The sequence below is a fragment of the Shewanella sp. UCD-KL12 genome (assembly GCF_001957125.1).
In the GTDB taxonomy this organism is placed as follows: domain Bacteria; phylum Pseudomonadota; class Gammaproteobacteria; order Enterobacterales; family Shewanellaceae; genus Shewanella.
The window spans coordinates 71,368-94,890 of the sequence record NZ_MPHJ01000002.1; the positions used below are offsets into that span (position 1 = coordinate 71,368).

The 23,523-nt window shown below is 43.9% G+C and carries 22 protein-coding genes; 4 read left to right on the top strand and 18 right to left on the bottom strand.

From position 1 onward, the window contains the following. Positions 1-8: 8 nt before the first annotated feature. The 17 genes from BM736_RS06400 to BM736_RS06485 form a co-directional block, all read right to left on the bottom strand. On the bottom strand, positions 9-860 hold the full coding sequence (locus BM736_RS06400) for a type II secretion system F family protein (protein WP_076410087.1): 852 nt from the start codon (positions 858-860) through the stop codon (positions 9-11). Then, positions 853-2,586: an ATPase, T2SS/T4P/T4SS family gene (locus BM736_RS06405; RefSeq protein ID WP_076410089.1), complete on the bottom strand. Its 1,734-nt coding sequence runs from the start codon at positions 2,584-2,586 to the stop codon at positions 853-855. The genes BM736_RS06400 and BM736_RS06405 overlap by 8 nt, the downstream gene beginning before the upstream one ends. Before the next feature lie 9 nt (positions 2,587-2,595). Continuing rightward, positions 2,596-3,906, bottom strand: a complete 1,311-nt coding sequence (locus BM736_RS06410) for a type II and III secretion system protein family protein (protein ID WP_076410091.1) — start codon at positions 3,904-3,906, stop codon at positions 2,596-2,598. Next, positions 3,903-4,799 carry a Flp pilus assembly protein CpaB gene (gene cpaB, locus BM736_RS06415; protein ID WP_076410093.1) on the bottom strand — a complete coding sequence of 299 codons (897 nt, stop codon included), beginning with the start codon at positions 4,797-4,799 and terminating at the stop codon, positions 3,903-3,905. Before cpaB ends, BM736_RS06410 begins: the two co-directional genes overlap by 4 nt. A 13-nt stretch (positions 4,800-4,812) precedes the next feature. After that, positions 4,813-5,010 carry a hypothetical protein gene (locus BM736_RS06420; protein WP_143562350.1) on the bottom strand — a complete coding sequence of 66 codons (198 nt, stop codon included), beginning with the start codon at positions 5,008-5,010 and terminating at the stop codon, positions 4,813-4,815. A gap of 2 nt (positions 5,011-5,012) precedes the next feature. Next, complete coding sequence (locus BM736_RS06425; RefSeq protein WP_076410095.1) at positions 5,013-5,687, bottom strand: hypothetical protein; 675 nt, start codon at positions 5,685-5,687, stop codon at positions 5,013-5,015. A 3-nt stretch (positions 5,688-5,690) separates the two neighbouring features. Beyond that, positions 5,691-6,560 carry a hypothetical protein gene (locus BM736_RS06430; protein WP_076410097.1) on the bottom strand — a complete coding sequence of 290 codons (870 nt, stop codon included), beginning with the start codon at positions 6,558-6,560 and terminating at the stop codon, positions 5,691-5,693. Next, positions 6,560-8,008: a Tad domain-containing protein gene (locus tag BM736_RS06435; protein ID WP_256717744.1), complete on the bottom strand. Its 1,449-nt coding sequence runs from the start codon at positions 8,006-8,008 to the stop codon at positions 6,560-6,562. The genes BM736_RS06430 and BM736_RS06435 overlap by 1 nt, the downstream gene beginning before the upstream one ends. Before the next feature lie 105 nt (positions 8,009-8,113). After that, on the bottom strand, positions 8,114-8,410 hold the full coding sequence (locus BM736_RS06440) for a Flp family type IVb pilin (RefSeq protein ID WP_076410576.1): 297 nt from the start codon (positions 8,408-8,410) through the stop codon (positions 8,114-8,116). Between the two features lie 63 nt (positions 8,411-8,473). Then, positions 8,474-8,746: a Flp family type IVb pilin gene (locus BM736_RS06445; RefSeq protein ID WP_076410099.1), complete on the bottom strand. Its 273-nt coding sequence runs from the start codon at positions 8,744-8,746 to the stop codon at positions 8,474-8,476. 418 nt (positions 8,747-9,164) lie between these two features. Beyond that, the gene (locus BM736_RS06450) at positions 9,165-9,425 is read right to left on the bottom strand and encodes a hypothetical protein (RefSeq protein WP_076410101.1); all 261 of its coding nucleotides are present in this window, start codon (positions 9,423-9,425) and stop codon (positions 9,165-9,167) included. A 580-nt stretch (positions 9,426-10,005) separates the two neighbouring features. Next, positions 10,006-10,638 (bottom strand): helix-turn-helix transcriptional regulator, encoded by a 633-nt coding sequence (locus tag BM736_RS06460; RefSeq protein WP_076410105.1) that lies wholly within the window; start codon positions 10,636-10,638, stop codon positions 10,006-10,008. A 443-nt stretch (positions 10,639-11,081) separates the two neighbouring features. After that, a complete protein-coding gene (locus BM736_RS06465; RefSeq protein WP_076410107.1) occupies positions 11,082-12,704 on the bottom strand; it encodes an insulinase family protein in 1,623 nt (540 codons plus the stop codon). Beyond that, positions 12,701-14,149: a pitrilysin family protein gene (locus BM736_RS06470; RefSeq protein WP_083699912.1), complete on the bottom strand. Its 1,449-nt coding sequence runs from the start codon at positions 14,147-14,149 to the stop codon at positions 12,701-12,703. The genes BM736_RS06465 and BM736_RS06470 overlap by 4 nt, the downstream gene beginning before the upstream one ends. A 99-nt stretch (positions 14,150-14,248) precedes the next feature. Continuing rightward, complete coding sequence (norR, locus tag BM736_RS06475; RefSeq protein WP_076410112.1) at positions 14,249-15,811, bottom strand: nitric oxide reductase transcriptional regulator NorR; 1,563 nt, start codon at positions 15,809-15,811, stop codon at positions 14,249-14,251. 170 nt (positions 15,812-15,981) lie between these two features. Further along, positions 15,982-18,270 (bottom strand): nitric-oxide reductase large subunit, encoded by a 2,289-nt coding sequence (locus BM736_RS06480; RefSeq protein WP_076410114.1) that lies wholly within the window; start codon positions 18,268-18,270, stop codon positions 15,982-15,984. Positions 18,271-18,601: 331 nt separating this feature from the next. Next, complete coding sequence (locus BM736_RS06485) at positions 18,602-19,525, bottom strand: LpxL/LpxP family Kdo(2)-lipid IV(A) lauroyl/palmitoleoyl acyltransferase (RefSeq protein ID WP_076410116.1); 924 nt, start codon at positions 19,523-19,525, stop codon at positions 18,602-18,604. 178 nt (positions 19,526-19,703) lie between these two features. Here BM736_RS06485 and BM736_RS06490 point away from each other — a divergent pair, with 178 nt between their 5' ends. Both BM736_RS06490 and BM736_RS06495 read left to right on the top strand, forming a co-directional pair. After that, positions 19,704-20,558 carry a hypothetical protein gene (locus BM736_RS06490; RefSeq protein ID WP_076410118.1) on the top strand — a complete coding sequence of 285 codons (855 nt, stop codon included), beginning with the start codon at positions 19,704-19,706 and terminating at the stop codon, positions 20,556-20,558. A gap of 131 nt (positions 20,559-20,689) precedes the next feature. Beyond that, positions 20,690-21,175, top strand: coding sequence for a TetR family transcriptional regulator (locus BM736_RS06495; RefSeq protein WP_076410120.1), 486 nt, complete (start codon positions 20,690-20,692; stop codon positions 21,173-21,175). Between the two features lie 68 nt (positions 21,176-21,243). On the opposite strand, the gene BM736_RS06500 is transcribed toward BM736_RS06495, so the two are convergent. Continuing rightward, a complete protein-coding gene (locus BM736_RS06500) occupies positions 21,244-21,510 on the bottom strand; it encodes a hypothetical protein (protein ID WP_076410121.1) in 267 nt (88 codons plus the stop codon). 308 nt (positions 21,511-21,818) lie between these two features. On the opposite strand from BM736_RS06500, the gene BM736_RS06505 reads away from it, so the two are divergent. Further along, positions 21,819-22,406, top strand: coding sequence for a hypothetical protein (locus BM736_RS06505; protein ID WP_076410123.1), 588 nt, complete (start codon positions 21,819-21,821; stop codon positions 22,404-22,406). Between the two features lie 12 nt (positions 22,407-22,418). Then, positions 22,419-23,501 (top strand): rhomboid family intramembrane serine protease, encoded by a 1,083-nt coding sequence (locus tag BM736_RS06510; RefSeq protein WP_076410124.1) that lies wholly within the window; start codon positions 22,419-22,421, stop codon positions 23,499-23,501. Positions 23,502-23,523 lie beyond the last annotated feature (22 nt).

Consider the following 23,523-nt stretch of genomic DNA (forward strand, 5'->3'; position numbering starts at 1 on the left):
TTTATCACCTATACATCAATTGCGACAATTTTTCGGATGGAAACATAGCCACTGGTGAGCATAATGATGATTAATGCGATCAGTGCCCAGCCTAAGGGCTCGGTGAATATTCTCCCCATAGATCTTGGCTCCATATGATAGAGAACCACGCCAATAAAGATGGGTAAAAGCGTCATTACTACGCCTTGCATTTTTCCTTGAGAAGTCAGAGCATCAATTTTGCCTTCCATCTCAATCTTTCGTCTTAGGGTTGTCGATAGCCTCAGTAAAACTTCAGCTAAATTACCGCCTACTTCTCTAGATATCTGCATGCCAGCAGTCACGAGTTGAAACTCATCTTCCGGGATGCGTTTGAGCATATTGTCCAGCGCAGTATTGAATTCGACCCCTAAACGCTGTTCACGTTGAAACAGTTGAAACTCTTGTTTCATTGGGGCTTCCATCTCCTCTGCCATAAACTCAATAGCGCTGCTGACATTAGCACCAGACTGCATTGATGAGGCGATCATGTTGAGGGCATCGGGCAGTTGATGAACAAATTTACGGCGTCGACGGGTGTGCAAAAATTTATAAGCAAATCTTGGTACTATCGCCAAGATAATGCTGATAATGAACCCTACAACCCATGAGCCAAGAAATATTCGCACAATGAAAGGTACTGACAGTAAGGTGATCATGTTGAGCCAAAAAAGCTGTCGCGGCTCAATAAACAGAAACATGTCAAACAAGTTCGTTCTTGCTGATGAGGTGAAAGTTTCCTGGTACTTGACGGCTAAGGTCGCAGATAGGTGTTTGAGCGCCCAGACCAGAATCGCGACCGCAAAAAAAGCAAAAATTGCGGCAAAAATTGCACTAGACATCGTTTACCTCCTTATCGAAGATATCGAGTTTCACCTTGACGCCTTGCTTACGAAGTTGCTCGTAAAATTCAGGCATAGTGCCTGTTGCTGTGTAGTAACCCTGAACCTTGCCCTCTTTGTTAAAGCCAGTTTGTTCGAATTTGAATATTTCAGACAGTTGGACAATGCTGCCTTCTAGTCCCGTGACTTCGCAGATGCTGGTGACACGCCTTGAACCATCTGAAAAGCGTGATTGTTGCACTATGATATTAACGGCTGAAGTGATCTGTTCGCGAATGGCAAGTACTGGCAAGTCCATTCCTGCCATCATGACCATGACCTCCAAACGTGAGATACAGTCTCGTGGCGAATTAGAGTGTGCAGTGGTTAATGAGCCATCGTGGCCTGTGTTCATTGCCTGAAGCATATCGAGTGCTTCACCACCTCGGCATTCACCTATCACCACACGGTCTGGGCGCATTCGTAAACAGTTTTTTACCAAGTCTCTGATCTCGATAGCGCCTTTGCCTTCTTGATTTGGCGGGCGCGCCTCTAGTGAGACAAGATTTGGCTGATATAGCTGCAGCTCGGCCGCATCCTCAACAGTGACGATTCGTTCATTATCAGGAATAAAGTTTGATAGCACATTGAGCAGAGTGGTTTTACCTGAGCCTGTACCACCAGAAATCACTATGTTCCGTTTTTGATTTACAGCGGTCTCAAGAAACTCGGCCATGGCTTGGTTCATTGAGCCAAAATTGACTAAATCATTACAACTTAGTCTCTGCTGCATAAATTTACGAATAGTGATGCAGGGGCCTTTTAAGGCTAGAGGCGGGATCACTGCATTAACTCGTGAGCCATCTTTCAAGCGTGCGTCGACCATAGGGGAGCTTTCATCGATGCGTCTGCCAATAGGGGTCACTATGCGTTCAATCGCGCCTAAAACGGCCTGATCATCTGAAAAGGCGATATCAGATAGGTAGAGGTTACCGGCTTTTTCATAGAAGATTTGATCATGGCTGTTGACCATGATCTCTGTGACTTCTGAATCGGCGATGAGTCCTTCAAGCGGGCCAAGGCCAATCGTTTCGTCGAGGACCTCTTTGATTAACGAGTCTATTTCAATCTCTTGAGGGAGTTTGAAATTTGAGATGATCTGATTGATAAGGGATTCACTTTGGCTCCTTAACTCAATGTCACTCATCTCATTGACATTCACCCGCCGCAAGTCCATCTGCTTTAGCAGCTCAGAATGTACTTTTCGGCGCCAGTCATTGCGTATTTTAATGCTCTCTAGTTGAGAAGCGCTCTGAAGCGGTAATGTGCTTTCTGTTTTTTTACTTTTCTCTTTATGCGGCTCAGCACTCTCTTGAGGAGAGTCGGTTATCGATTCAGTCTTAAGTGAGTCTGTATTTGGTTCTTGGGCCACTGGCTGAGCAGAAAACTCAGGATCGGTACTGTGTACCCGTATCTGATAATCACCGACTTGAATCTTATCCGTGAGGGTGAGAGGCCCAAACTGGGCTGTTTTCTCATTATTCACTTTTAGACCTGTTCGGCTCTTATTATCTTGGATGAAGATACCTTGATCATTTTGCGTCAAAACTGCGTGGTGCTTAGATACCTTAAAGCCCCTTAAAACAATCAGTTCATCAGGATCTTTGCCTATTTTACAATGAGGGTGAATACACTGGAATTCGCCGACCTTAGTACCTTTTGTGGTGCTTACAACTACGTTAAACATCTCACTCTCCTAATCTAAGATATAAAATGCTTCGAGTTCATTGGCTTCAATTGCCATCTCTTGACCGCGAGCGAGTTGCTTGTCGTGGCTCTCTTCTCCAGGGTAAACAACCGTAGGTGTGACAAAGATGACCAGTTCAGTTTTGTTATCTTTAAAATCTCTAGATTTGAATAATTCACCTAGAATAGGAATATCACCTAAGAGTGGGAATTTATTGACAATTTTTGACATTTCGCTGTTCACTAAGCCTGAGATCACTATGGTTTCGTTGTTCTTCACATTAATCACTGATTCAGTTCGACGAGTGAGCATTCCTGGAATACCGTCAATGGCGACAGAAGGGTCTATAGAGCTGACTTCGGCCATAACGCGACTGACAATATTTAGCTGATCATCAACGACAGGTTCGATATCGAGCTTTATGCCATATTCTTTAAACTCGACATCCACCGCACCGAGCCCACTAATACTACGGATCGGAAACTCACCACCTGCCAGAAAGCTGGCTGATTCGCCACTACGAGTGGTCAGGTTTGGCTCTGCCAGCATTCGTGCATCACCCTTTTCGGACAGGAGCTGAATTTGAGAGCCAATTCCGGTCACGATTCCAAAATAACTCCAGCCACGGGTATCGAGTACGCCAATACTGTCGGTTATCGCTCCACCAATGGCGTCAGCATATTGCCCTGGTGAAGCTACGCTGAAAATGGGGTTTGAACTAAAGGCTTTTGCTGCACCATAGGCGGGGCCTGACATAGCTGTGTCCCACTTGATGCCTACGTTGTTGAGTGTTGATTTATTAAATTCAACAATTTTGACCTGCATCTTGACCATGGGAGATAAAGCTTTTGCGAATCGTAAATATTTTACGAGGGAGACAACATTAGGTGCTTCATCAATAATTTTTTCTAGCTGTTGTTTTAAGACTAGATCGGCTTCACCTTGTACGACGATGAGACCATCACTTTCCGTTACTTTTAATGAAGGGAAAGCTGCCAACATCTGTTTTACTTTGTCAGTGGTCCGCAAGCTGTTGTCGTTAGTGACTGTGATGCTGAGCTTGATTAATTTACCGTCTTTTTGCCATAGTTGCAGATCTGTGTTTCCTGAAGATTCTCCGATAAGTAGCACGCCTTTATTGTCGACCACTTTTGCACTGAGAACTTTGCCATTACCAACAACAATACGTTCAACATTAGCGGTTTTGTAGAGCTCTACAGCTCCGACGTACAGCTTCAATGGTTTATTGTTATGGGCGAAACTGAGGAAGGGAATGAATAGGCATACCCAAATAATGTTTATTATGATTTTAATTTTCATAGCGCAGTTTTATTCTTTAGTTGACTCAGCTGTTCTAGCATTTGAGTAGGTAATGGGTAGGCTTGAATGGAGGTTTTTATGCCACTACCACCTGTAATTATTTCTACTTCTCTGGTTAAGGCATCTTCAGATAGGTTAAAGATTTGTCCTTCGTGTAGAGAGGTAAACGCTAGGGGGAGGCTTTCGTTTTGATTACGTAGCAAGGTGACAAACTTACCTTTCTTTTTAGCTAGAGTGACTCTGGCTGCATCATCAACATTGAGAGCAAGCGTCACCGTATTGTAGGCATTTGGATTGTCATAAAGTGTGTCTACTAACTCTGGATTGACATCTATACTGTGTTTTCCTGTTGCCAGTACCGTAATATCTTCAAGTAGTAATTGCAGTTTATTGCGATCATTGTTGTCTACACCCTCTTTGAAGGATAGGAGCAGATCGATATGATCTGACGGAACCAACATACCCGCGGTTGAGTTAATTTCGTCGATGTTTATTGTGACTGCTCGTTGACCCTCTTTAAGCATATCTGAAAATTGCTCAATTCTATGGCCAGGTAGATAGCTAGCCATTAACGGACGGCCAGGAGAGATAGGTGCAAGCAACATCTGCCCCATGATTTGGTCAAAATCTCTTGGGTGTATAGCATCAAGTGGCAAGGTGTCAGCTTGAATCTGCCTAACAGACATATTTTGCTGTGAGACGATGTCACCTTTTCTTAGCTCTTGCGTTGCCACCACGACATCTGCCATCACGATATTGTCTTTCGACAACTCAGACCTCAGCTCTTGCTCTTTAGTGATGAAGTAATTTTTAGTTGCCCAAGCTGCGATACTCCCTAGGACAATGGCTATGAGGAGTAGTACCCAGTTGAAGTCTATAGATTTGATTTGCATTGTTAGACCTAATTTAGTTGGGCAGAGTTGGTAATGACTTGCTGTATGCAAATGCGGTATACCAGTCACTTAATGAGTCAAGGCAGAGCTCCATGACGTTATTATCGTTCTCTATGGGGGTTAACAGTGCGGCAATCAGCGCGGAGCATACGACGAGATACTCGACACTTGCTTGGCCTTCTATGCTGGTTTTTTTGATGGAGATATACATCTTTAAAGTCCTTCCATGACTTGATTGGCTACGATATAAGTTTTTGATTGTTTTTTATTAAAACTAAGATCAATGATGTTTGTTCCTTGGCTCATCTGCAGTGCTGCTTTACCTGCCTGGGTGTCTAAAATGGCAGAATTTTCTAGCCAACCCCTTCGTTGGTAGTAGCGGCGGTAGTAGTGGTAACTGGCTGATAGGCTTTGAGGGCTACTCAATACTAAGGTGCGACCTTGCTTGAAAAGGTCTTGAGATTGAATATCAGAAATTACCCTTGCGCCATTAGGCTTTGGAAACTGAACTTGATTCGCTTCAATGAGCTCTGATTCATCAATATTTTTTGTTATACCGACATAAGTCACGACACCATCATAGCTTTTACTGATGCGAGCAGTGAGAAGGTAGGGGCCCTGTAAGCTGTTGATCACGTAATCGCCATTAAACATTTTTGCATCGAAGCGTTCACTATCTGCTTGCCACTGCTTTTTAAAGAAGTTGGCCGTCATCATCTGGCTTTGTTTGTCGTTCATCACCCAGGTTTTCATAGGGTAGCCGTGGTATCTCATACTATCCGCTACGACTTCTACCTTCGCAGTGTCAGGAAATTCAATTTCAGGCCAATCTGAAGCGTATATAGTGGCTGAAAATAGTAGGCTTGATAGCAGTAAGTGAAGTTTCATTCATTAACCTCCGCAATTGGTTGTGCCGTACGTACAGAGTCGGTTGGTAGGGAGGATGTCCGGGTCTACATGTCCCAGTTTTAGCCTACTTGGGCGCAGCTCTTTACCAAAAGGGATGATGCCTAATAAGCTCTGTGCGGTACGAATAACGCTGACATCCATGTAGTTGGTAAGTACTAACCTTTTCACTCTGTTTTTAACATGGTAAGGACCTGCAGCATTCCAACCTGAAGCGAGTAAAGCGCTATTGCTGTTTACATTGAGGTCTAGATTATCGAAAGGTGCTAGGTATAAATTTTGGATATCAGTACTGACACTCGTACGGTAAAACTGATCGCGCTCTAATGAAAACCCAGTAAAAGAAAGCAGCCCTACAGCACTGCCTACAGCACTCCCTACTGCACCAGGTAGACGTCTCCCCGTATGGGAGCGAGTGAATCTGTCAAGCTCATTAGTATTTGCAGGTGTTTGTTGATTCGACTTAAGCAGCGTATCGGCGAGTTGATTTTGTTGAGTTTGATGCCTTAGCATTGGGTGAACACTTCTGTTCCAATCCCATTGGTCACTGGGGCGGCTGCTCAGTGGGTTGCCATCATTTTGATAAAACCGCCACGGGATCTGTTTAGCTGTATCTTGTTCACTTTTTTGAGCCAGATATAACCCGCTTCTTCTGGGCAGCCTGCTTGGTCGTCGCTCTTTCCAGACTGTTCTTTCCCAAGCCGAATAATGGGAGGCTTGTTGAGCTTTATGTTGTACACCGCCAATTTTAGCCATGAATGGCAAGATGATAAGCAGTGGAACCACGACAAACGTGAGGCCTACTACGCTTTCTATTAATGCTTGACCGCGTTGTTTATTAACTTGATGTTGCATTACAGCATCCTAGTTAATGCCAAAACGACATTGCGTTCAGTATTTGTGGTGTCTGATAAGCGTGTTTGCCAGAAGGGGTTGTAGAGGTTGCCATACTCATGACGACCATCACTTCTTCGCCATGCGGATGACGATACCATGAGATCATAAGGTCTTGAGTAATAGACTTTAGCTGCAGAAATCGCTGTCATTCTATCGCCCAGCATCTGCTCACTTTGTGCTGGGTTAGTGTTATTGTCACCGACCTCTACGATGCTGCTGGTGCGAATATTGTTTTGAGACTTGGAAACGACAACGGCAATATTATCTGTTTGGTTTTTCGATTCGGCGCCATTGGCTAAGCCGTAAAAGGGTTGTACCCCGTTATAGCCACCTCGTGTTTCTTGATCATCGCCTGCATACCGAGAGGCCCACCCATTTCTATTTCTGCTGCTTCCCCAAGAGCTATTGTTACCGACTCTTTCTATATCGGCTCTGTTATCTGACCGTGTGGCTCCCCAGCCAAGTGGAATTTCACTGTAGCCTCTCCAACGACACCCAGACCAACTGCAGCGAAATTTTGATAAATGAAAGCTGATGGTATCCATAGATGTCCAAGTTTCAGCTTCATTATTGCCATTAGATATAAGCTCACTTCCACCTGCCTTATATGTTTTCCATCGAAGCGGAAAGGCAGTAAAGGACCAAGGAAAACTCAGTTTATAGCTACGGGATTTGCTGAAAGAGTCTCTAGAGTCTAACGAGACGGTAATGAAGTCTTGAAACTGGCTGGTGTTACTCTGTGAGCGGCTTCGTTGATTTTGGTTTTGATTCTGATTACTTCTGCTATGTCTTTTTTGAAAATTGACCCATACATTTCTGACATCGTTAAGCATTTGTGGGTTTTGCATGAGATCCAATTTAGCTTTGGGGTCATTGGCTTTAACTATGTCATCAGCGGTGATAACAGTAGAGGTAAGGCCTGCATAATGTACAATTTGTTGAGAAATAGCCAAGGTTTGTAGGATGACATCTTCAGCATAAACTAAGGCTTCGAGTACTGGCTGTGCGACACTATTTATCGCACCTACCGCTGATTCGATTCCTGAAAGGACTTGGCCTAAGTATGGAACCCAACATAGCGTATCGCAGGCATTTTTTGCGAATTTATCAGTCATGTTAAACCACGATGATAAGCCCACCATTTGAGCTACCGCGACCTGGTTGGCGACTGAAGCACGATTAGTATATGCCTTAAAATTGAAATCACGGGCTGCAATGGTGGCAATACTGTAAGCCGTGTTATCGGCAGTATTTTGTAATCTGCTGCTATTTAAGTTTAGCTGTGAGGCATTAAAGCTAAAAATTACAACCATCAATGCAAACGACATTAATATTAGGGACAAAACCATAGCTTGGCCTTGATGTCGTTTCAGCATACGTCCATGCTTCATTACTGTATCGTCCATGTGCTAAAACTGCACTTCAATGTGGGCAACAAGTGAGTGACACTTGCTTAAACCTGTAAACTAAATTAACTAAAGGGTGTAAAAAACTATAAGGGTTAAGCTAGGCTAATCTACTCCGCCACCGCCACCGCCGTTACTGTCACTGGCACTGTTTGCCCCTTCATTGTAATTTCCGAGGTTGTAATCGTTATTGGCAACTGTGGCTGCTTGAGTCGCAGAGCCTTGTGCTGCAGCTATCTGAGCGTTTGAATCAACACCTGATATTTCAGAAGCTAAACCAGCGACTTGATTACGGATAGTTTGTCCGAAGAAGCTATAGACACCGATTGCTGAGACGGCAATCAGTGCCACAATAATAATGTATTCGGTCATACCTTGACCTTTTGTGCTGCGTATATTCATCATTCAAATCCACTTTTGATAAAAAGCAAGAACCGAAGTTCTTGCTTAAATACGGGCTCTAAACTAGTTACCAGTTGCAGCTGTGTTTGCGCCTTCGTCGTAATTACCTAAGTTATAATCTTCGTTAGCCACCGCTGTTGCAGTTGTAGCTGATGCTTGTGCCGCTCCAATCTGGGCATCAGCACTAGTACCTGACATCTCTGCAGATAAACCTGCTACTTGGTTACGAATTGTTTGGCCAAAAAAGCTATATACACCGATAGCCGATACAGCAATTAATGCGACGATAATAATATATTCGGTCATACCTTGACCGCGTTGTTTTTTGTTTAACATCATTCTCTCCTTGAAATATAAAATGTGACCGTCGACATTTTATACAAGTATGAAAATCGCTCAATTATCCTTGCGGATAATATTTAGTTACATATATATCCGTAAGGATAGTATGCGCATTTTAGGTGAGGTTTAACTTAGGTGTAAAATAATTACTTATTATTTAATCTGTGCTTGTAAATTTATATTCCATTGTACTCAGAAGCGACTATGCCCAGTCTCATAAAGTGAAAATGTAGCTAGTGTTACTGGAGAATAATTGCTAAGAAATGGTCGCTGGTATAGCCATTGTTCAATGTCACTAATCCAGTGCGTTTCGACAAAATATATGTTGGATGACATTCCATGTCATTAACTCACTTAAGGTATTTGTAAGGGGGCTACATCAAATTATCTATTCTGGCCATTCTAATAGCTGTTAAAAATCAGCAAAGTTTTCAGGGTCTTGGGCAATACACCAATCCCAAGCTGCTTGTGTTATAGGGGAGTCATCACTGGATCTATCACCATCAGCTAAATTCGCCATCTCAAAGGCCATATCCATGATTTTCTGATTAATCACATCCGAAAAATCATCATTATCTACTGGATAGAGATCAAGGATCATTTCACGAACAAAATCAGGTGCTTCTTCGTTTAATTGAACACCTAATGCCGAACGGTCAGTTGCTGGTGCCATACTCGAGCATTCATCCCACTGTTTTTTTGTTGTACAGCAATTCATCGACGTGGCCTTGATCTATACTTTCACTCAGGGCCTCTCTATATATATTGCTGTCAAAGTCCCATGGCATTAGTTTTTCTGTAGCGATACTTGTACCACAATAAAGTAGAGCTATTATGGCTAAAGCTGATTGTAGATTTGAAAAATGTTTGGTTGTCATATTAAACTCTTAATGTAAAGGAGAGTGCGGGCATAGGCATAACCCGAACTTTAATAAAGTAAGATTGGTATTGTGATAACGGTTACTTATTAATTGATGCTGCAGTGGCGTTTTATCTATTTTACTCACTTTGCTCTACTTCCTTATACACCGCTTGGTGACGTGAAAGAACATTAAGCAGAATAAATACATCAATGGCTGAAATTACAATAAATACGACGATAAAAATACATTCTGTCATGCCTTAATCGTGCTTATAACGTCCTTTTCCTTTTTGGGAAAACACGTTCGGCTACAGTTATATAATTGTCACAATGCCTCAACTACCCTTAGGGATAGTATTGATGTTGGGAACCTACCCGCAAGAATAGGTTGTTAATGTGTCGTGAACCCTTGTCCGTAAATCAGTAAAAGCTGACCCCGGTTTTTTATCTGAGATTTTTTATATATGTTCTGCAAATGCATTTTAATGGTATTTATTGATACATTTAATTGATTTGCTACTTGCTCATTACTCATGCCTCGACATACAAGGGATATAACCTCCTTTTCTTTTTTCGTAGTCGATGAAATAAGGCTAAGTTTCTCTTTTTTATGTGGGGTACGATTAGTTTTTAATATAAATTTTGAAAATGCGGCATTACTAAAGCACAAGTTCCCATCAATCACATTGGTCATCTTTTTGATTAAAATATATGAGCTTTCACTAGCAGGTAGTGCGGCGTTAAAGCCATGCTCTATAAGTAATAGTTCATCATCGACGGTGAGTGTTGGGCAAATTGCAATGTGTGTTCCTGAGCTGAATAGTTCATAGTCAACTTGTTGTAAGTGTTTTGGAATACAGTCGATGAAATGGATTAAAATCTTAGTACTTGAGCTTGTGTTAAGCCAAGCCTGGGTTAGATTATTTTCCACATTTACACTGAGGTTTAGTAAGCCGGCAGCACTTTTTGCAAAGATATGGTTACTAGGGGTTTCATTGATAGTGAATATTTCGCCATCATACATTTCATTTCCTTATGACATCTGTTTGATGTAATACTTTATTACTAGGATAAATTTACTACTTATTTTGTTATTATTATAATTGTGTAAGTCATTTTGCGGCATTATATATTCAATTCATTTGGTATTGTAGTATTTAAGTTTATTGTCTTTATCATTTACAAATGCAAGGCAATATCGCGTAAATAAAATGTTACATTTGTTTGTTGCTGATTAACCCAGAAAGTGAGCTTTTATTTATAGCTACGTGTTTCAGAACCGTAGGAGGGGGGCTTTCATATTTACAATGATATTTGGGTTAATGCTTGTCTTGTTGGCTGTTTTTCTCTGTGGGATACTTCAGGCATAAACAACTATCCCTAGCACTTTTTAGTCTGACATTGGCCTTAGTTATTAAGCATATTTCAGATGATCCTTACTGGCTTATTAATGCTTATTAATGCCTGTTATGGCTTAATGCTTTCTATACGCCAGTCAGGAAGCTTGTCGTTAAGGTCTTGGCGTATTTTATCGGCATCTCCTCTTAGTAGAATATAGGGTGGCTTGTTAAAACTATTCAGTGCCATCAATTTCACATCGCTGACAGTGAGTGCTTGTGCTCGAGCTTGGCTGTCTATCCTGTCTTGAGCCTTGCGACTTAATGTAAGTTGCTTAACATAATCTTGTTTCATTGAATGCTGACTCTGCATCGTTAGCGTGTACTTACTTTTCTCATAGGTTTTGAGTGCATCGAGCTCTGGAGCGTTGATACTTTGTTCGCTGGCAAGTTGCAGGTGGGCTAAGATCCCTGTGACAAAAGCGCCCGTGTGCTGTAGCTGGGTGCTGCCATAAAACTTTAAGGTGCGAGATAGCGGGTTATCGTAGCAGCGTCCGTAGATACCGTAAGTAAGGCCACGCTGTTCTCTTAAATCATAGTAGAGTCGACCTGAAAAGCTGCGTCCTAGCCAACTGGCGAGTAGCTGACAACTGAGAGGATCACTACTTGATAATGGGCTTTCGCCGCTTAGGGTATTAGAGGCTGACAGTGGCAGCCTATAACCGACTCTCACCTGAGTTTGAACGGCGCCAGGTGCATCAATCAGATAGATGGTCTTGCTGGTATTTGAAAATGCCGCTACATCACGACTAGGCTGTATGAATAAGGTGTTTTCGTCTTTTACAGTTTCTTGAACTGTTTCTTTAGCATTAACTTTTCCTGGGTTTCTAGCTGAGTATTTAGCTGAGTTTTTGGCTAGCAGTTCGGCTAAACCTGTGGCTTGAGTTATCAATGCTTCTTTTGATTTAGCATTATCGAAAGAGAGCGTTTCTGGCTGTTTATTGTCAGTGGTGGACATAAATAGATGCCATTTAGCCTTGAGTTTGATCTCATTTTGTAATTGCACTAAATCACTTTTAGTTAGCTCATCTTGCAGGGTTTTATCATCTAAAGCTTGGTTATAGGGATGCTGTTCCCCTAAGATTAATTTCGCCCATACCTTATTAATTTCACCGCCACTATAAGCGTTAATATGTTTATCAAGCTTGAGCTTTCTGCGCACATTATCTAGGTCAATATTGGCGAACGCATCACTATTCCAGCTGCTAGCAAGTATGCTCAATGCATCGGTAAGCTCTTCTGTCGGGCAGGCCATTTTTAAGTTTATGCTGTGCATACTCGGCTGGATCCGCAAGCTTTCGATACAGGAGATTGTGTGCTGGGATGCTAGCCAAATGGCATATTCATTGAGTGCAGTAGAGAGAATATCTATGTTGTAAAAAGGCTTGTTAGGGTTAATGAGTACTAGCTCAATATAGTTAAGTTTAGAGGCACTTTCTGGAAAGAGGTGCAGGGTAAACTTGGGAGAGACTTGGTGTAATTGGGGTGCCCAAATGCTAGTGCTCTTATCGAGCAATGCCGAAGGGGATTTGACTTGTGGCGCGCCAGATAACTGATTAAATTCAGGCGTTATGGGCGATACGGAGTCGGTGAACACTAACTTTGTTTGTTGGCAGCCCAGTATCGTTAGCATGAAAGCGATTAAAGGGATCAACCGAACCTGAATGGGCATAGCAAGTCTGATATTGCTCATAACACCTTGTCCTCTAAGCTATCGATTAGCCCCTTTGGTAGCCATTCCAGTATGGTTTTCCCCCATCTGATATACCAAGGCGGTAGAAGGTCTACTCTGACATACCCCTGGTTAAAATATTGGGTTGCAACCCGGCGAATATCTTGGGTTGTGACCTGTTCAATACGTATCCATTGTCCGGTTAAAGGTGCATCTCTATCTTGAGGTAAGGTGGCTGATAAGCTTCTTGCTAATAGTGAAGGGCTATCTATTTGGCGCAGCTTAACGTTGAGCCACTGGGCTTTGAGCCGTGTTAGGGTTTTATGGCTTATTCCATGCTGGGCTACCTCGTCAAGCATGCTTTCAACCCCCTGAGATAACTTGTCTAATGAGATATTCGCTCTGGGGACCATCACCAAGTTTGCTACGCCCATATGCTCCATTGAGAGTGGAATAGAGTAGGTCAGTAGTTGCTCAGGATCGCTTAAGCCGCTCTGTTTGATAAGACTGTTTCTGTTTTGAAATAGGTATGCCTCGAGTAAGGTGATGGCCGCTGCATCTTTATGGGATTGACCTACAGTGTGCCAAGCCAGTAGCAGCGCAGGCCAGGGGCCGCGGCTATCGACAATCTCTCCTCTAACAGGCTTATTGTCAAAGCTGATGGCGTGGTGCGTCACTTTTGCCTGACTTGGTCGCTGCCACTCTTTAAACTGAGTCTCTACCCAACGCTCAGTATCGGCTGGGAGTGCACCGACAATACTCAATTGCATGGCATCGGGACGATAATGCTGGTGATGAAAAGCCGTTAGGCTCTCAGGTGTGGCGTTGTTAATATCTTTTTTAGAGCCGATAACTGCGTGCTGATATGGAGTCCCTTGGGCTTGTTGTAGTAGAAACTCCATCGCTTGGCGGACATAGGGCTGATTATCTATGCTAGTGGCCATCTCCTCTAACACTGTTGCCTGCTGGTTTTGCACGGTTGCAGTGGTCAAAGCTGGGCGGATAAAGCGGTCGGCTTCGAGCCAGAGTGCCAGCTCTAGAGCATCGGATGGGATCGTTAAATAGTAGTTGGTGTAATCAAAGAAGGTTGACGCATTAAATTGGCCGCTCAATGAGCTCATCGTTTGTGCGTAACTGTCACCGGGGGCATTTTGGCTGCCTTTAAAAAGCATATGCTCAAAGAGGTGGGCATAGCCCGTTTCACCTAGCTTTTCGTCGCGAGAGCCGACACTGAACTGGCTTGCTACTGAAACTGCTTCTCCGCCATCTAATGCAAGAAGCCTGAGTTGTAAGCCGTTATCAAGTGTATGATAACTAATCTTTTGTTCGAGTTCATAAAGGGGCGATGATAGCAGCTCTAGGTCAACCTCTGTTGCTTGAGATAGCTTTGCCGTTGAGGCAAGCAAGCTTATAACAAGCAGTAAACCGACGCTTACGTCACCTCTTAAAGCGAAATCCATTTTCATTAGCTGGCTTTTATAAACTGTTAGTGATTATTTTATAACAGCTTTTTACTGCATAAATCTAGAGCATGAGGTCTGTTTTACAGCGATTTGTGTGACAATTTATTTTAACCTCAGTCGCTTAGCGAGCCGATGAAGATTGCCTGAGTCGAGTTGTAGCTGACGAGCCGTAGCCGCCCATTGGCCATTGTTTTGTGTCAGTGCCTGGCGAATATATTGAGATTGAAACTCATCGGTTGCATCTTTAAGGCTGTTGTTACCTATCTCAAATTGACTTTGACTGAGGTTGCTTTGGTGGCTTGCTTGCACTGTTGTGGCTAAGCCTTCGCTTGAGGTTATTGGCTCAAGGTGCTGAGGGGCGATCTGGCAGATATCATCTCTAGTTTGTGCTTTGGCAAGAACAGCTGCGCGGTGCAGGGCATGCTCTAACTCTCGGACATTACCTGGCCATGAATATTGTTTGAGCTGACTTAGGCTTGCAGGGCTTAAGCTTAGGTTTTTTATGCCAAGTTTCTGTCTGCACTTCTCGACAAAATAGCCGCTAAGTAAGGTGATATCATCACCCCGCTCGCTTAACGGCGGCACCATAAGTGGAAACACGCTGAGTCTATGATACAGATCGGCGCGAAAACGGCCTGCGAGTACTTCCTGTTTTAGATCTTTGTTGGTTGCTGCAATGATGCGAACATCGACCTTACGGCTGCGATCGTCGCCGATCTTTTGTAGATCGCCATATTGCAGCACTCGCAGTAACTTGGACTGTAGTGTAAGGGGAAGCTCACCTATCTCATCAAGAAATAATGTGCCTTTATCGGCAAGTTCGAACTTGCCACTGCGGTTACTGATGGCACCGGTAAAGGCGCCCTTCACATGACCAAATAGTTCACTTTCGGCGATAGACTCAGGCAGTGCTGCGCAGTTTAAGTAAACCAAGGCCGTTTCGCTGCGGTTTGAGCCTGCATGAACGGCTTGAGCAACTAGCTCTTTACCTGTGCCAGTCTCACCTAAAATCAATACGTTTAGATCGGTTGCCGCGACAACCTTTATCTCATTGTTTAGTGACTGCATGATCTCAGATTGACCAATGATCTCAATATCTTTATCAGTTGCTATGCCAAATTGCATCGCTGGATCTGAGTCTTGAGATTGCATAGCCGCTTTTTCTAATCTATCGACCATCAAGGCGTTGTTGAGGGATACAGCCGCAATTGCACTTAAGCTTCTGAGTTCACTGTTAGTGAATTTATCGAACTGTTGAGGGTCGAAGGCGTCAATGGTGATCGCGCCAATCAGATGTTCGTTGGCAAATAACGGCAGGCCAATACAGGCATGGACTTTGAGCTCATCACCTTGATGGGGAATAAGACCATCGTAGGGATCGGCAAGGCTACTGTCGGCGGGAAATCTGACGATATCACCTGCACGGGCGATGGCTTCAAGCCTTGGATGCTCATCGACCAGAAAGCGTCGACCTAACACGTCGGCATTGAGCCCATCTATGGCCAATGGCGTAAATTGCTGACCTTGAAATGCGAGCAAAGCTGCGGCATCACAGTGTAGGTTTTGCCTAATGGTGTCGAGTAATCGAGAGAATCTATCGCGGTTCGACAGCCCAGAGGTGATATCGAGTGCGATAAGGGTGAGTTCTGTCTGACTCAAGGCCATGTTTGCTCCTAATGCAAATGGGTTGCATTCCTTGGGGATGTCTATCTGATATGAGCTGTAGCGTTATCTGGATACTATGTCATTTTGACATCGATGTTGATAAGTTTATTACTACAGCGGCATAATTGTAAAAAAAGGGGCCAAAAGGCCCCTAGGTTTACCACTATTAATTAAGCGTTAGCGGAGAGCTCATCTGTAGCCACTTCAGTTGCCCCTTTGCTGATAGCCTTCTTGATAATATCGAAGAAGAATAATCCCATGAATAGGCCGCCAATACCGAAGATGATATCGCCCGGGACACGCATCCAAACGAGTGTCTCAATGAGTGGGCTATGGATAACTTCCGGTGAACGGGCAAACCAGTAGCCATTTTCGATAACAGCGAAGAACTGAGTGATACCCACTGGCAGTAGCGACATCACAATCATCGCCATCAAGCCGATGTTGAGGGTCCAAAATGCGCCTTTTAGGTATTTCTCATTCCACTGCATTTGACCTGTCAGGCCGCGGGTACAGAACAGCATTAAACCGATACCTAGCATGCCATATACTCCCATAAATGCACCGTGAGCATGGGTTGCTGTGGTATTTAGGCCCTGTACAAAGTAGAGCGAGATAGGTGGGTTAATCAAGAAGCCGAGTATGCCTGCACCGAATAGGTTCCAAAATGCGGTAGCAACGAAGAACATGATGGCCCACTTGTAACGGATCATCCAAGGTGCAGCTTGACGTAGCCTGTAACTCTCAACGGCTTCATAGCCTATGATAGCTAGCGGTACCACCTCTAGTGCCGAGAATATCGCGCCCCAAGCAATGACCGACGTTGGCGCACCTGTGAAGTACAGGTGATGCAAGGTACCAATGAGGCCACCCGTTAAGAAGATAAGCGTCGTGAAGAGTACAGCAGCATTGGCGCTTCGAGTACGGATTAGACCTAACCTTACTAGCATAAGGGCAATAACGGAGGTGGCGAACGTCTCAAAGAAACCTTCAACCCAAAGGTGCACTACCCACCAACGCCAGTATTCAGCAATGGCAAGGTTAGTGTGCTTACCCATAAAGAGGCCTGCACCGTAGAATAAACCAATAGCGACACAAGATGCGTACAGTACCCAAACAACAGGTGCCATATCACCTTGCTTATTCAGTGCTGGTTTTATGGCTGCGGTGACAAGGGCTAACCAGATTAACAGTCCGCCCAGTAGCAATATCTGCCAGACACGGCCAAGGTCGATATATTCGTAGCCTTGGTGACCGAAGAGGAAGTTCATATCCAGATCGAAGTACTGTTGTACGCCAATCCATTCACCGGCCATGGAACCCAGTACGACAACCACGAGTGCAGCCCAAAGTACGTTGACACCGAGACGCTGATATTTAGGTTCATGCCCTGAAAGTGCAGTGGCAATATATAAACCTGTGCCTAACCAAGTGGTGGCGATCCAAAATACTGCGAGTTGGGTGTGCCAGGTTCGGGTGACGGAGTAGGGAAGGATCTCTGCCAGTGGGAAGCCGTAAAATTCCTGTCCCTCTACCGCATAATGCGCGGTTAATCCGCCCAATAGGATCTGCAGCAGGAAGAGTCCGATAGCGGTAACGAAATACTTGCCAACGGCTTTTTGTGCTGGCGTTGGTTTCTTTAAAAATAGTGGATCTTGCTTAGCAGGTTCTGGCAGTGGCTCATGTTTGCCCGCTGCGTGGTACCAGACTAATCCTCCGATACCTGCGATTAAGCTTACAACACTTAAGATTGACCATACGATATTGCTCGAAGTAGGTGTGTTACCCAGTTGAGGGTCGAAAGGCCAGTTGTTGGTATAGGTATAGTTTTTATCAGGGCGCTCAGTGATGGCTGCCCATGCTCCCCAGAATAGGAAGGCATTCAATTTTTCACGGCGCTCAAGGCTTGGGATTGTCCCTTCCTTCATTGCATACTGCTCTCTGAGTACAGAGAGTTTAGGATCATCACCAAACAGTGATAAATAGTGTTGGCTAATGACATTGATCGCTGCAATGCGAGTGTTAGATAGCGTGACTTGTGTGGTTTCATCAGCATTTGTCACGACCGTGTTGTGACGCATATCTTCACGAAGAAGCTGCTCTAAACCAGCCTGCTGATCGCTTGCAAGTGCGCTAAACGGTTTTTGATAGCGTTGCTCGGCTGTGATATTTAACCACGCCTGCGCTTCACGATGTAGCCAGTCGGCAGTCCAGTCTGGCGCGACATATGAGCCGTGTCCCCAGATAGAGCCAAGTTGATGCCCCCCCATTGAGCGCCAGACAAGTTGCCCTTGCTCGACATCATCTTTACTAAATAGTGTCTGTCCACTTTTGTCAGTAAATGCCATTGGAATAGGCGGTTTTTCACGATAAATATCACTCCCTAAACTCAGTAGTACAGTGAAGGAAGCAATAAGCACTGCGATGAGTGCAATTGCGGTTAATTTTAGTTTGCTCATAGATCCTCTTAGCGCGGTAATTCAGGCGCTACAAGCTTTGCACTAACCGTTCCAACTATTTAATTGGTTGTTTTAATTGATTAATGATGATTGATTGTCTTTTTCGGTTGTCATTATGACAATTTTGGCAGATGTCATAATGACACTTGGTGTCAATATGACATCTGTGGTGTAGTGTAAAAAAGACTTTAGTGGAAAATGCTTGTTAACGCTTGGCGATGACTGCTAGGAGGGGGTTGAAAGTAGGAGGGGGTTGAAAGCGGGGGGGGGTGGAGTAAAACGCCCCCGAGTGTAATTATTACCTTATTGAAAAACAGGCTGAAAATGAGCGTTAATAAACGGATGGATCATCTTTGTTAGGTCTGGTCTTAAAGCGGCGATGCAGCCACATATATTGAGAGCGCTCTTGGTTGATAATCTCTTCAATGATCTTATTACCACGTTTCGCATCGCTAACCTCATCTTCACCCGGGAAGTTCTCTAGGGGAGGCTTTATCTCTATGGTGTAGCCTTTATCATCTTTATTACGGATGACACTGAAGGGAAGTACTTTGGCTTTGCCTAAGCGAGCGAGTGTTGTAGCACCTGTGATTGTTGCCGCGTCAGGCATGGCAAAAAATGGGATGAAGGTTGCACTTGAGCGACCAAAGTCCTGATCTGCGGTATACCAGATCACATCAGGGCTACGAAGACAGCGCACCATTTGGCGAAGATCGCGTTTGGGCACTAAGGCTTTATTTGAACGTAGCCGCCCATTTACCTGTAGATATTCCATTACGGCGTTGTCGTGAGGACGGTATACGCCGACACCGGGTTGAAATTGGCCAAAAATTCTCGCACCCATTTCGAGTGGCAGGCAGTGAACGGCAAACAGGATGACACCATGTCCATCAGCGAGTGTCTTTTCGACATGCTCTTGACCTTTGATGGTCATATGCTGTTGCACTTTTTCATCGGACCACCACCAGGCATTGATAGTGTCGAAGATAGCCTTGCCAGTCTCTTCAAAGTTACTTAATAGCAGTGCTTGTTGTTCTGCTTCGCTCATATTTGGGAAACATAGCTCTAAATTTCGCTTAGCAGTATCTACACGCTTACCTATAACAAGCTTTGCTAGCCGCCCGATGAGTGCTCCCAACTTCATCTGAGCAGATAAGGGAAGAAGTTGGGTCAGGCGCATCAGGCCGACACCTAGCCAAATAAGCCAGTATTTAGGGTGATAAAGGTGTGTTGAAAATTGGGCTTTTTCTACCACAAGGAGACTCTGATATGCTGAAGTTAACTGATTATTCTAACGCAAGTTTGCTTGCTTATGGTGGAAAATATCGAATATATTCTCAGTAAAGTTATGTACAATCACACTACTGTTGCTGAGCATGTTAATGATCATTTATGGGGACACTGTCAGGTATGAATATTATTAGGGACACTAAGTGTCCTGGTTAGCACTCAGCTTGAGTCTTTCTATGGCTTGGAGCGATATAGGCAGCAAGCAAGCGCTTGTTTGCGAAGCCGCTCAACTTGAGTATTGTTTAGCATCATTGCCTATTACAGTCAGAAAGCAACTTCCCTCGCATCTTTCTAGTTATCATCAAGCTATAGGTCATAGGGGGGCGATGGTGATCCCTGTATCTGATCCTAATATATCGGGATTGATACTGCTTTCCCCTGAGAGAATACCTAAAATTAGCTTAGTGACCCTTGCTGGTAAGGTTGAGAGCTTAACGCTGACCCAAACTGATAAGATGACGCTTTGGCATGAATTGGGTCATCTACATGTAAAAGCGTTAGAGGAGCTAGGCCTTTTAAAGGAGACCTCTGCATATCAACATGAGTGGATTGCCGATTGTTATTTAACTTGGCGTGCAGCGAAAGAGGAGTTGTCAGTAGACCTAGCGTGGCAGCAGTATCATAGACGTAATATGTCTGTGATGAAGGATGTTTCATTTATGTCTCACTGGACTGTGCCTGTCCTGTCTCAATTATTAAGCCGCTACAAGGTAAAAGACTTAGCTCAGTTCGACACATTCGAAGCGTTAATGAGTGATTTTCTGCCCGATCTAGTGGAAAAAGACCAAGATACTCTCGATGAGTTCTCAAGCTTAATTCATCGTACATTTAGCACTCGAACGTCACAATCTTTGCCAAATTACATGTATTGGCGAAAACCTGCACTGGGTCATTATGTAGAACCTACCTTAGTTAAACTGCTCGGTAAGAAAGAGGCCAGCCTCTGGCTTCAGCAGCAAAGTATGTTGGCGAATTCAGTAACCGAAACCTCTTTTTAAGCTGAACCTTAGCTGAACAGGAGCTAGATACCTGAGTAACGGGCCCTGTTACTAAAGTAATCACTGACTTGGTTTGGTAGCATCTAATATCGACTGGTGTAAGTACAAAACTAAAAGGTGGGGTAGCTGCAATGGCCAAGCGTTCAAAAGCTCAGACAGAGCAAACAATAAAGCAGATATTGGATGAAGCGTTAAAGCAGATCCTCTCAATAGGTTACGAGTCTATGTCCTATACTACCCTGTCGGAAGCAACCGGAGTTAGCCGTACAGGGATCAGCCATCACTTTCCTCGAAAGGCTGAGTTTCTGGTGCGATTAGATGATGACATCGCCAGCATATTTATGAATGAACTTGATTTCTCCTCAGTCACAAACCTTGAGGCTTCATGGTCTCGCGCGATTAAGCAAGAGCGATTCTGTGCCGCACTTAGGCTGTTCTTTAGCCTTTGTGGCTACTCTAGCAAAGAGATCACTATGTTTAAGGCGATTGATAAAGCGAGGGAAACAGCGGCATCTGAATTAGGCTTTGAGGGAGAGCGGTTGTTTAATGCGCTAGTAGGTCGAAGCGCTGTGTCACTGCTTTCACAAGGTGATGCCATAGAGGCGCAAGCGGCATAAACAGTATAGATAGCTGGATCGCAGACTAAAAAGGAGCCAACAGGCTCCTTTTTATTATGAGGTTAAAACTATCTGTTTTCCCGGAGAACGAGGGAGGGATTAAAATCGATATCTCCTTCGCCATCTATGGTAACAAGTTGATCGTCCTGCCTAACCACTGCTGTTTTTTCATTTTTAGATTGTCTAACAAACAACAGCTGGTAACCAAGCTTAGCAAGCGTGTAAAAAGCAAATCTTTGCGCCGTAGAAAGCTTATGCCAATGTTGGTCGATGTTTGGTTGAGTGATTCTTCTGTCATCGAACCCTGAAAATGTATTAATGGCAGCTGCTTGCATGTTAACCACTCCTTGTTATCCACTCTTGAAAATTCTTAAATCAGCCAATATATAACCAGATGCTGATATTTTATGCAAGTTGATCGTTACTTTACCTCTCCATTTTAGGCGAACAGATTGTTCACGTAATTGGAGGCTAAAAATAGGCTGCCTGTGATAGCTTGTTTTTAAAAATGCTTGGTTAACTCTAGCAGATAAAACTGTACTCGGTTATTCTGCCGCATGAATTATTTATGCTACTGCTCATAGTTGTAATGAGTTCAATGGCATAGATGGAGTTAGCAAGACTAAAAGGATTATTGAAGGATATGGAGATCACCGGGAAACCCCAGCAAGCAACAGACACGATTAAACGCTTTCCACAGATAGATAATCGAGAGTTGGTGAAAACCAGTTTTTGGATCAGCCAAGTCTTTATGATTATCGCAACGGTTGTGGGGGTTTATTTAGCTGCGCAGGAAGGACTGTCACAAGCACTCGCCTTTGATAATTTAACCAACAAACAAAATAACTATTATTTGCGTCATGCACTTTACGATGAAGTCAGTGATAACGTCAAAACGATTAATGAATATGCCGATCTTATTGCTGCAAAATCCCCATATGATCTGAAGGCAATACATCCCCAGATGGCCACTTTTATTTGGGACAATATGCGATTTTCTCCCTATACCTTGGAAACACCGACTCAGATTTTATCTGAGACTAGACGTTTCTATATGGAGTCAGATGCGATTGTCACTAAGATAGAAAGTCGTTTTTACGGCGCTAAATATGGTGCTGAGCAGCTTAAAAAACTGACTCAGAAAGTGACTGAGCAAACATTACCTGTATTGAAAACCAATTATACAGCCTTGGCAATTGAGCTGAAAAATGCCGATATCATAGTCGAATAAAAGGATTTAGCGATGACATTACAATGCCCTGGTTGTAGCAGCACTCAGATGAAAGTGTATGACTTTCATGGAGAGGAGGTCGATAGCTGCCAAAAGTGTGGTGGAATTTGGTTTGAAAATGGCGAGTTGAATCGTGCGTTGTCAGCGGCTGATAATGGCGACGATAATGTGCGTGTCGAAGAAACCCTAGGCCAGCACATCGGAAGTGCTAAACGAGAGTGTGTTCATTGTGATTGTACTTTGGAGCACTACCATCTAATGGATGGGTATCAGATTGAAGTCGATGTTTGTCATACCTGTAGCGGCGTTTGGATTGATGAACATGAGCGAACTAAGGTGGTTCAGTCTCCGCAAGTTAAAGCCTTACTGGCTAAATTAGATGCTAAAATTTCTGCAAAAACCTGGTTATTTCAGTTTCTTTCTCAAATGCCTGTTGAGTTTAATATTAAGCCAAAGCGCCAGCCTGTGATCACATATCTACTATTAGCGTTGAATATCTGTATCTTTGCGGCATATGGCTTCGACCTAAATATGGCTGACAGAGCGTTTGACAGCTTCGCTATGAGAGCGAGTGATATTGTCAGCGGCACTCATACATGGACTTTGTTGAGTCATATGTTCATGCATGGGGATCTTATGCATCTTGCTGGTAATATGTATTTTCTCTATGTGGTGGGTGACAACCTTGAAGACTCCTTAGGTCGATTACGATTCTTAGGTCTATATCTAGTATGTGGCTTTGCTGCAGCGGCAGCTCAGATTGCTGCAGATCCTACGTCTGGTATCTATATGGTAGGGGCTAGCGGTGCGATTGCTGGGCTGTTTGGTATGTATCTGCTTTGGTTTCGACATGCGAGTTTGACCTTTATGTTTGTCGTCTATCAGAAGAAACTGAGTCCTATGGCGTTTTTCGCTATCTGGTTAGCCTTCAATATTCTTGGTTTAATGATGGCGGGAGAAGGCGTTGCCTACTGGGCGCATATTGGCGGGTTTGTCGCTGGGCTTATTATAGGGGTCATGTTGAAAAGTAAAGTGATGGCGAGTAACCCTATTCTGGCGATGATGAATGAACCAGAAGTGAAGGTGGCTCGTTAAACCTGGCTAAATAAGGCTATAA

Bases quoted from the DNA above. Each gene is read 5' to 3' on its own strand.
- BM736_RS06400 (WP_076410087.1), bottom strand. From the start codon at position 860: ATGTCTAGTGCAATTTTTGCCGCAATTTTTGCTTTTTTTGCGGTCGCG.
- BM736_RS06405 (WP_076410089.1), bottom strand. From the start codon at position 2,586: ATGTTTAACGTAGTTGTAAGCACCACAAAAGGTACTAAGGTCGGCGAA.
- BM736_RS06410 (WP_076410091.1), bottom strand. From the start codon at position 3,906: ATGAAAATTAAAATCATAATAAACATTATTTGGGTATGCCTATTCATT.
- cpaB (WP_076410093.1), bottom strand. From the start codon at position 4,799: ATGCAAATCAAATCTATAGACTTCAACTGGGTACTACTCCTCATAGCC.
- BM736_RS06420 (WP_143562350.1), bottom strand. From the start codon at position 5,010: ATGTATATCTCCATCAAAAAAACCAGCATAGAAGGCCAAGCAAGTGTC.
- BM736_RS06425 (WP_076410095.1), bottom strand. From the start codon at position 5,687: ATGAAACTTCACTTACTGCTATCAAGCCTACTATTTTCAGCCACTATA.
- BM736_RS06430 (WP_076410097.1), bottom strand. From the start codon at position 6,560: ATGCAACATCAAGTTAATAAACAACGCGGTCAAGCATTAATAGAAAGC.
- BM736_RS06435 (WP_256717744.1), bottom strand. From the start codon at position 8,008: ATGGACGATACAGTAATGAAGCATGGACGTATGCTGAAACGACATCAA.
- BM736_RS06440 (WP_076410576.1), bottom strand. From the start codon at position 8,410: ATGAATATACGCAGCACAAAAGGTCAAGGTATGACCGAATACATTATT.
- BM736_RS06445 (WP_076410099.1), bottom strand. From the start codon at position 8,746: ATGTTAAACAAAAAACAACGCGGTCAAGGTATGACCGAATATATTATT.
- BM736_RS06450 (WP_076410101.1), bottom strand. From the start codon at position 9,425: ATGGCACCAGCAACTGACCGTTCGGCATTAGGTGTTCAATTAAACGAA.
- BM736_RS06460 (WP_076410105.1), bottom strand. From the start codon at position 10,638: ATGTATGATGGCGAAATATTCACTATCAATGAAACCCCTAGTAACCAT.
- BM736_RS06465 (WP_076410107.1), bottom strand. From the start codon at position 12,704: ATGAGCAATATCAGACTTGCTATGCCCATTCAGGTTCGGTTGATCCCT.
- BM736_RS06470 (WP_083699912.1), bottom strand. From the start codon at position 14,149: ATGAAAATGGATTTCGCTTTAAGAGGTGACGTAAGCGTCGGTTTACTG.
- norR (WP_076410112.1), bottom strand. From the start codon at position 15,811: ATGGCCTTGAGTCAGACAGAACTCACCCTTATCGCACTCGATATCACC.
- BM736_RS06480 (WP_076410114.1), bottom strand. From the start codon at position 18,270: ATGAGCAAACTAAAATTAACCGCAATTGCACTCATCGCAGTGCTTATT.
- BM736_RS06495 (WP_076410120.1), top strand. From the start codon at position 20,690: ATGGCCAAGCGTTCAAAAGCTCAGACAGAGCAAACAATAAAGCAGATA.
- BM736_RS06500 (WP_076410121.1), bottom strand. From the start codon at position 21,510: ATGCAAGCAGCTGCCATTAATACATTTTCAGGGTTCGATGACAGAAGA.
- BM736_RS06505 (WP_076410123.1), top strand. From the start codon at position 21,819: ATGGAGATCACCGGGAAACCCCAGCAAGCAACAGACACGATTAAACGC.
- BM736_RS06510 (WP_076410124.1), top strand. From the start codon at position 22,419: ATGACATTACAATGCCCTGGTTGTAGCAGCACTCAGATGAAAGTGTAT.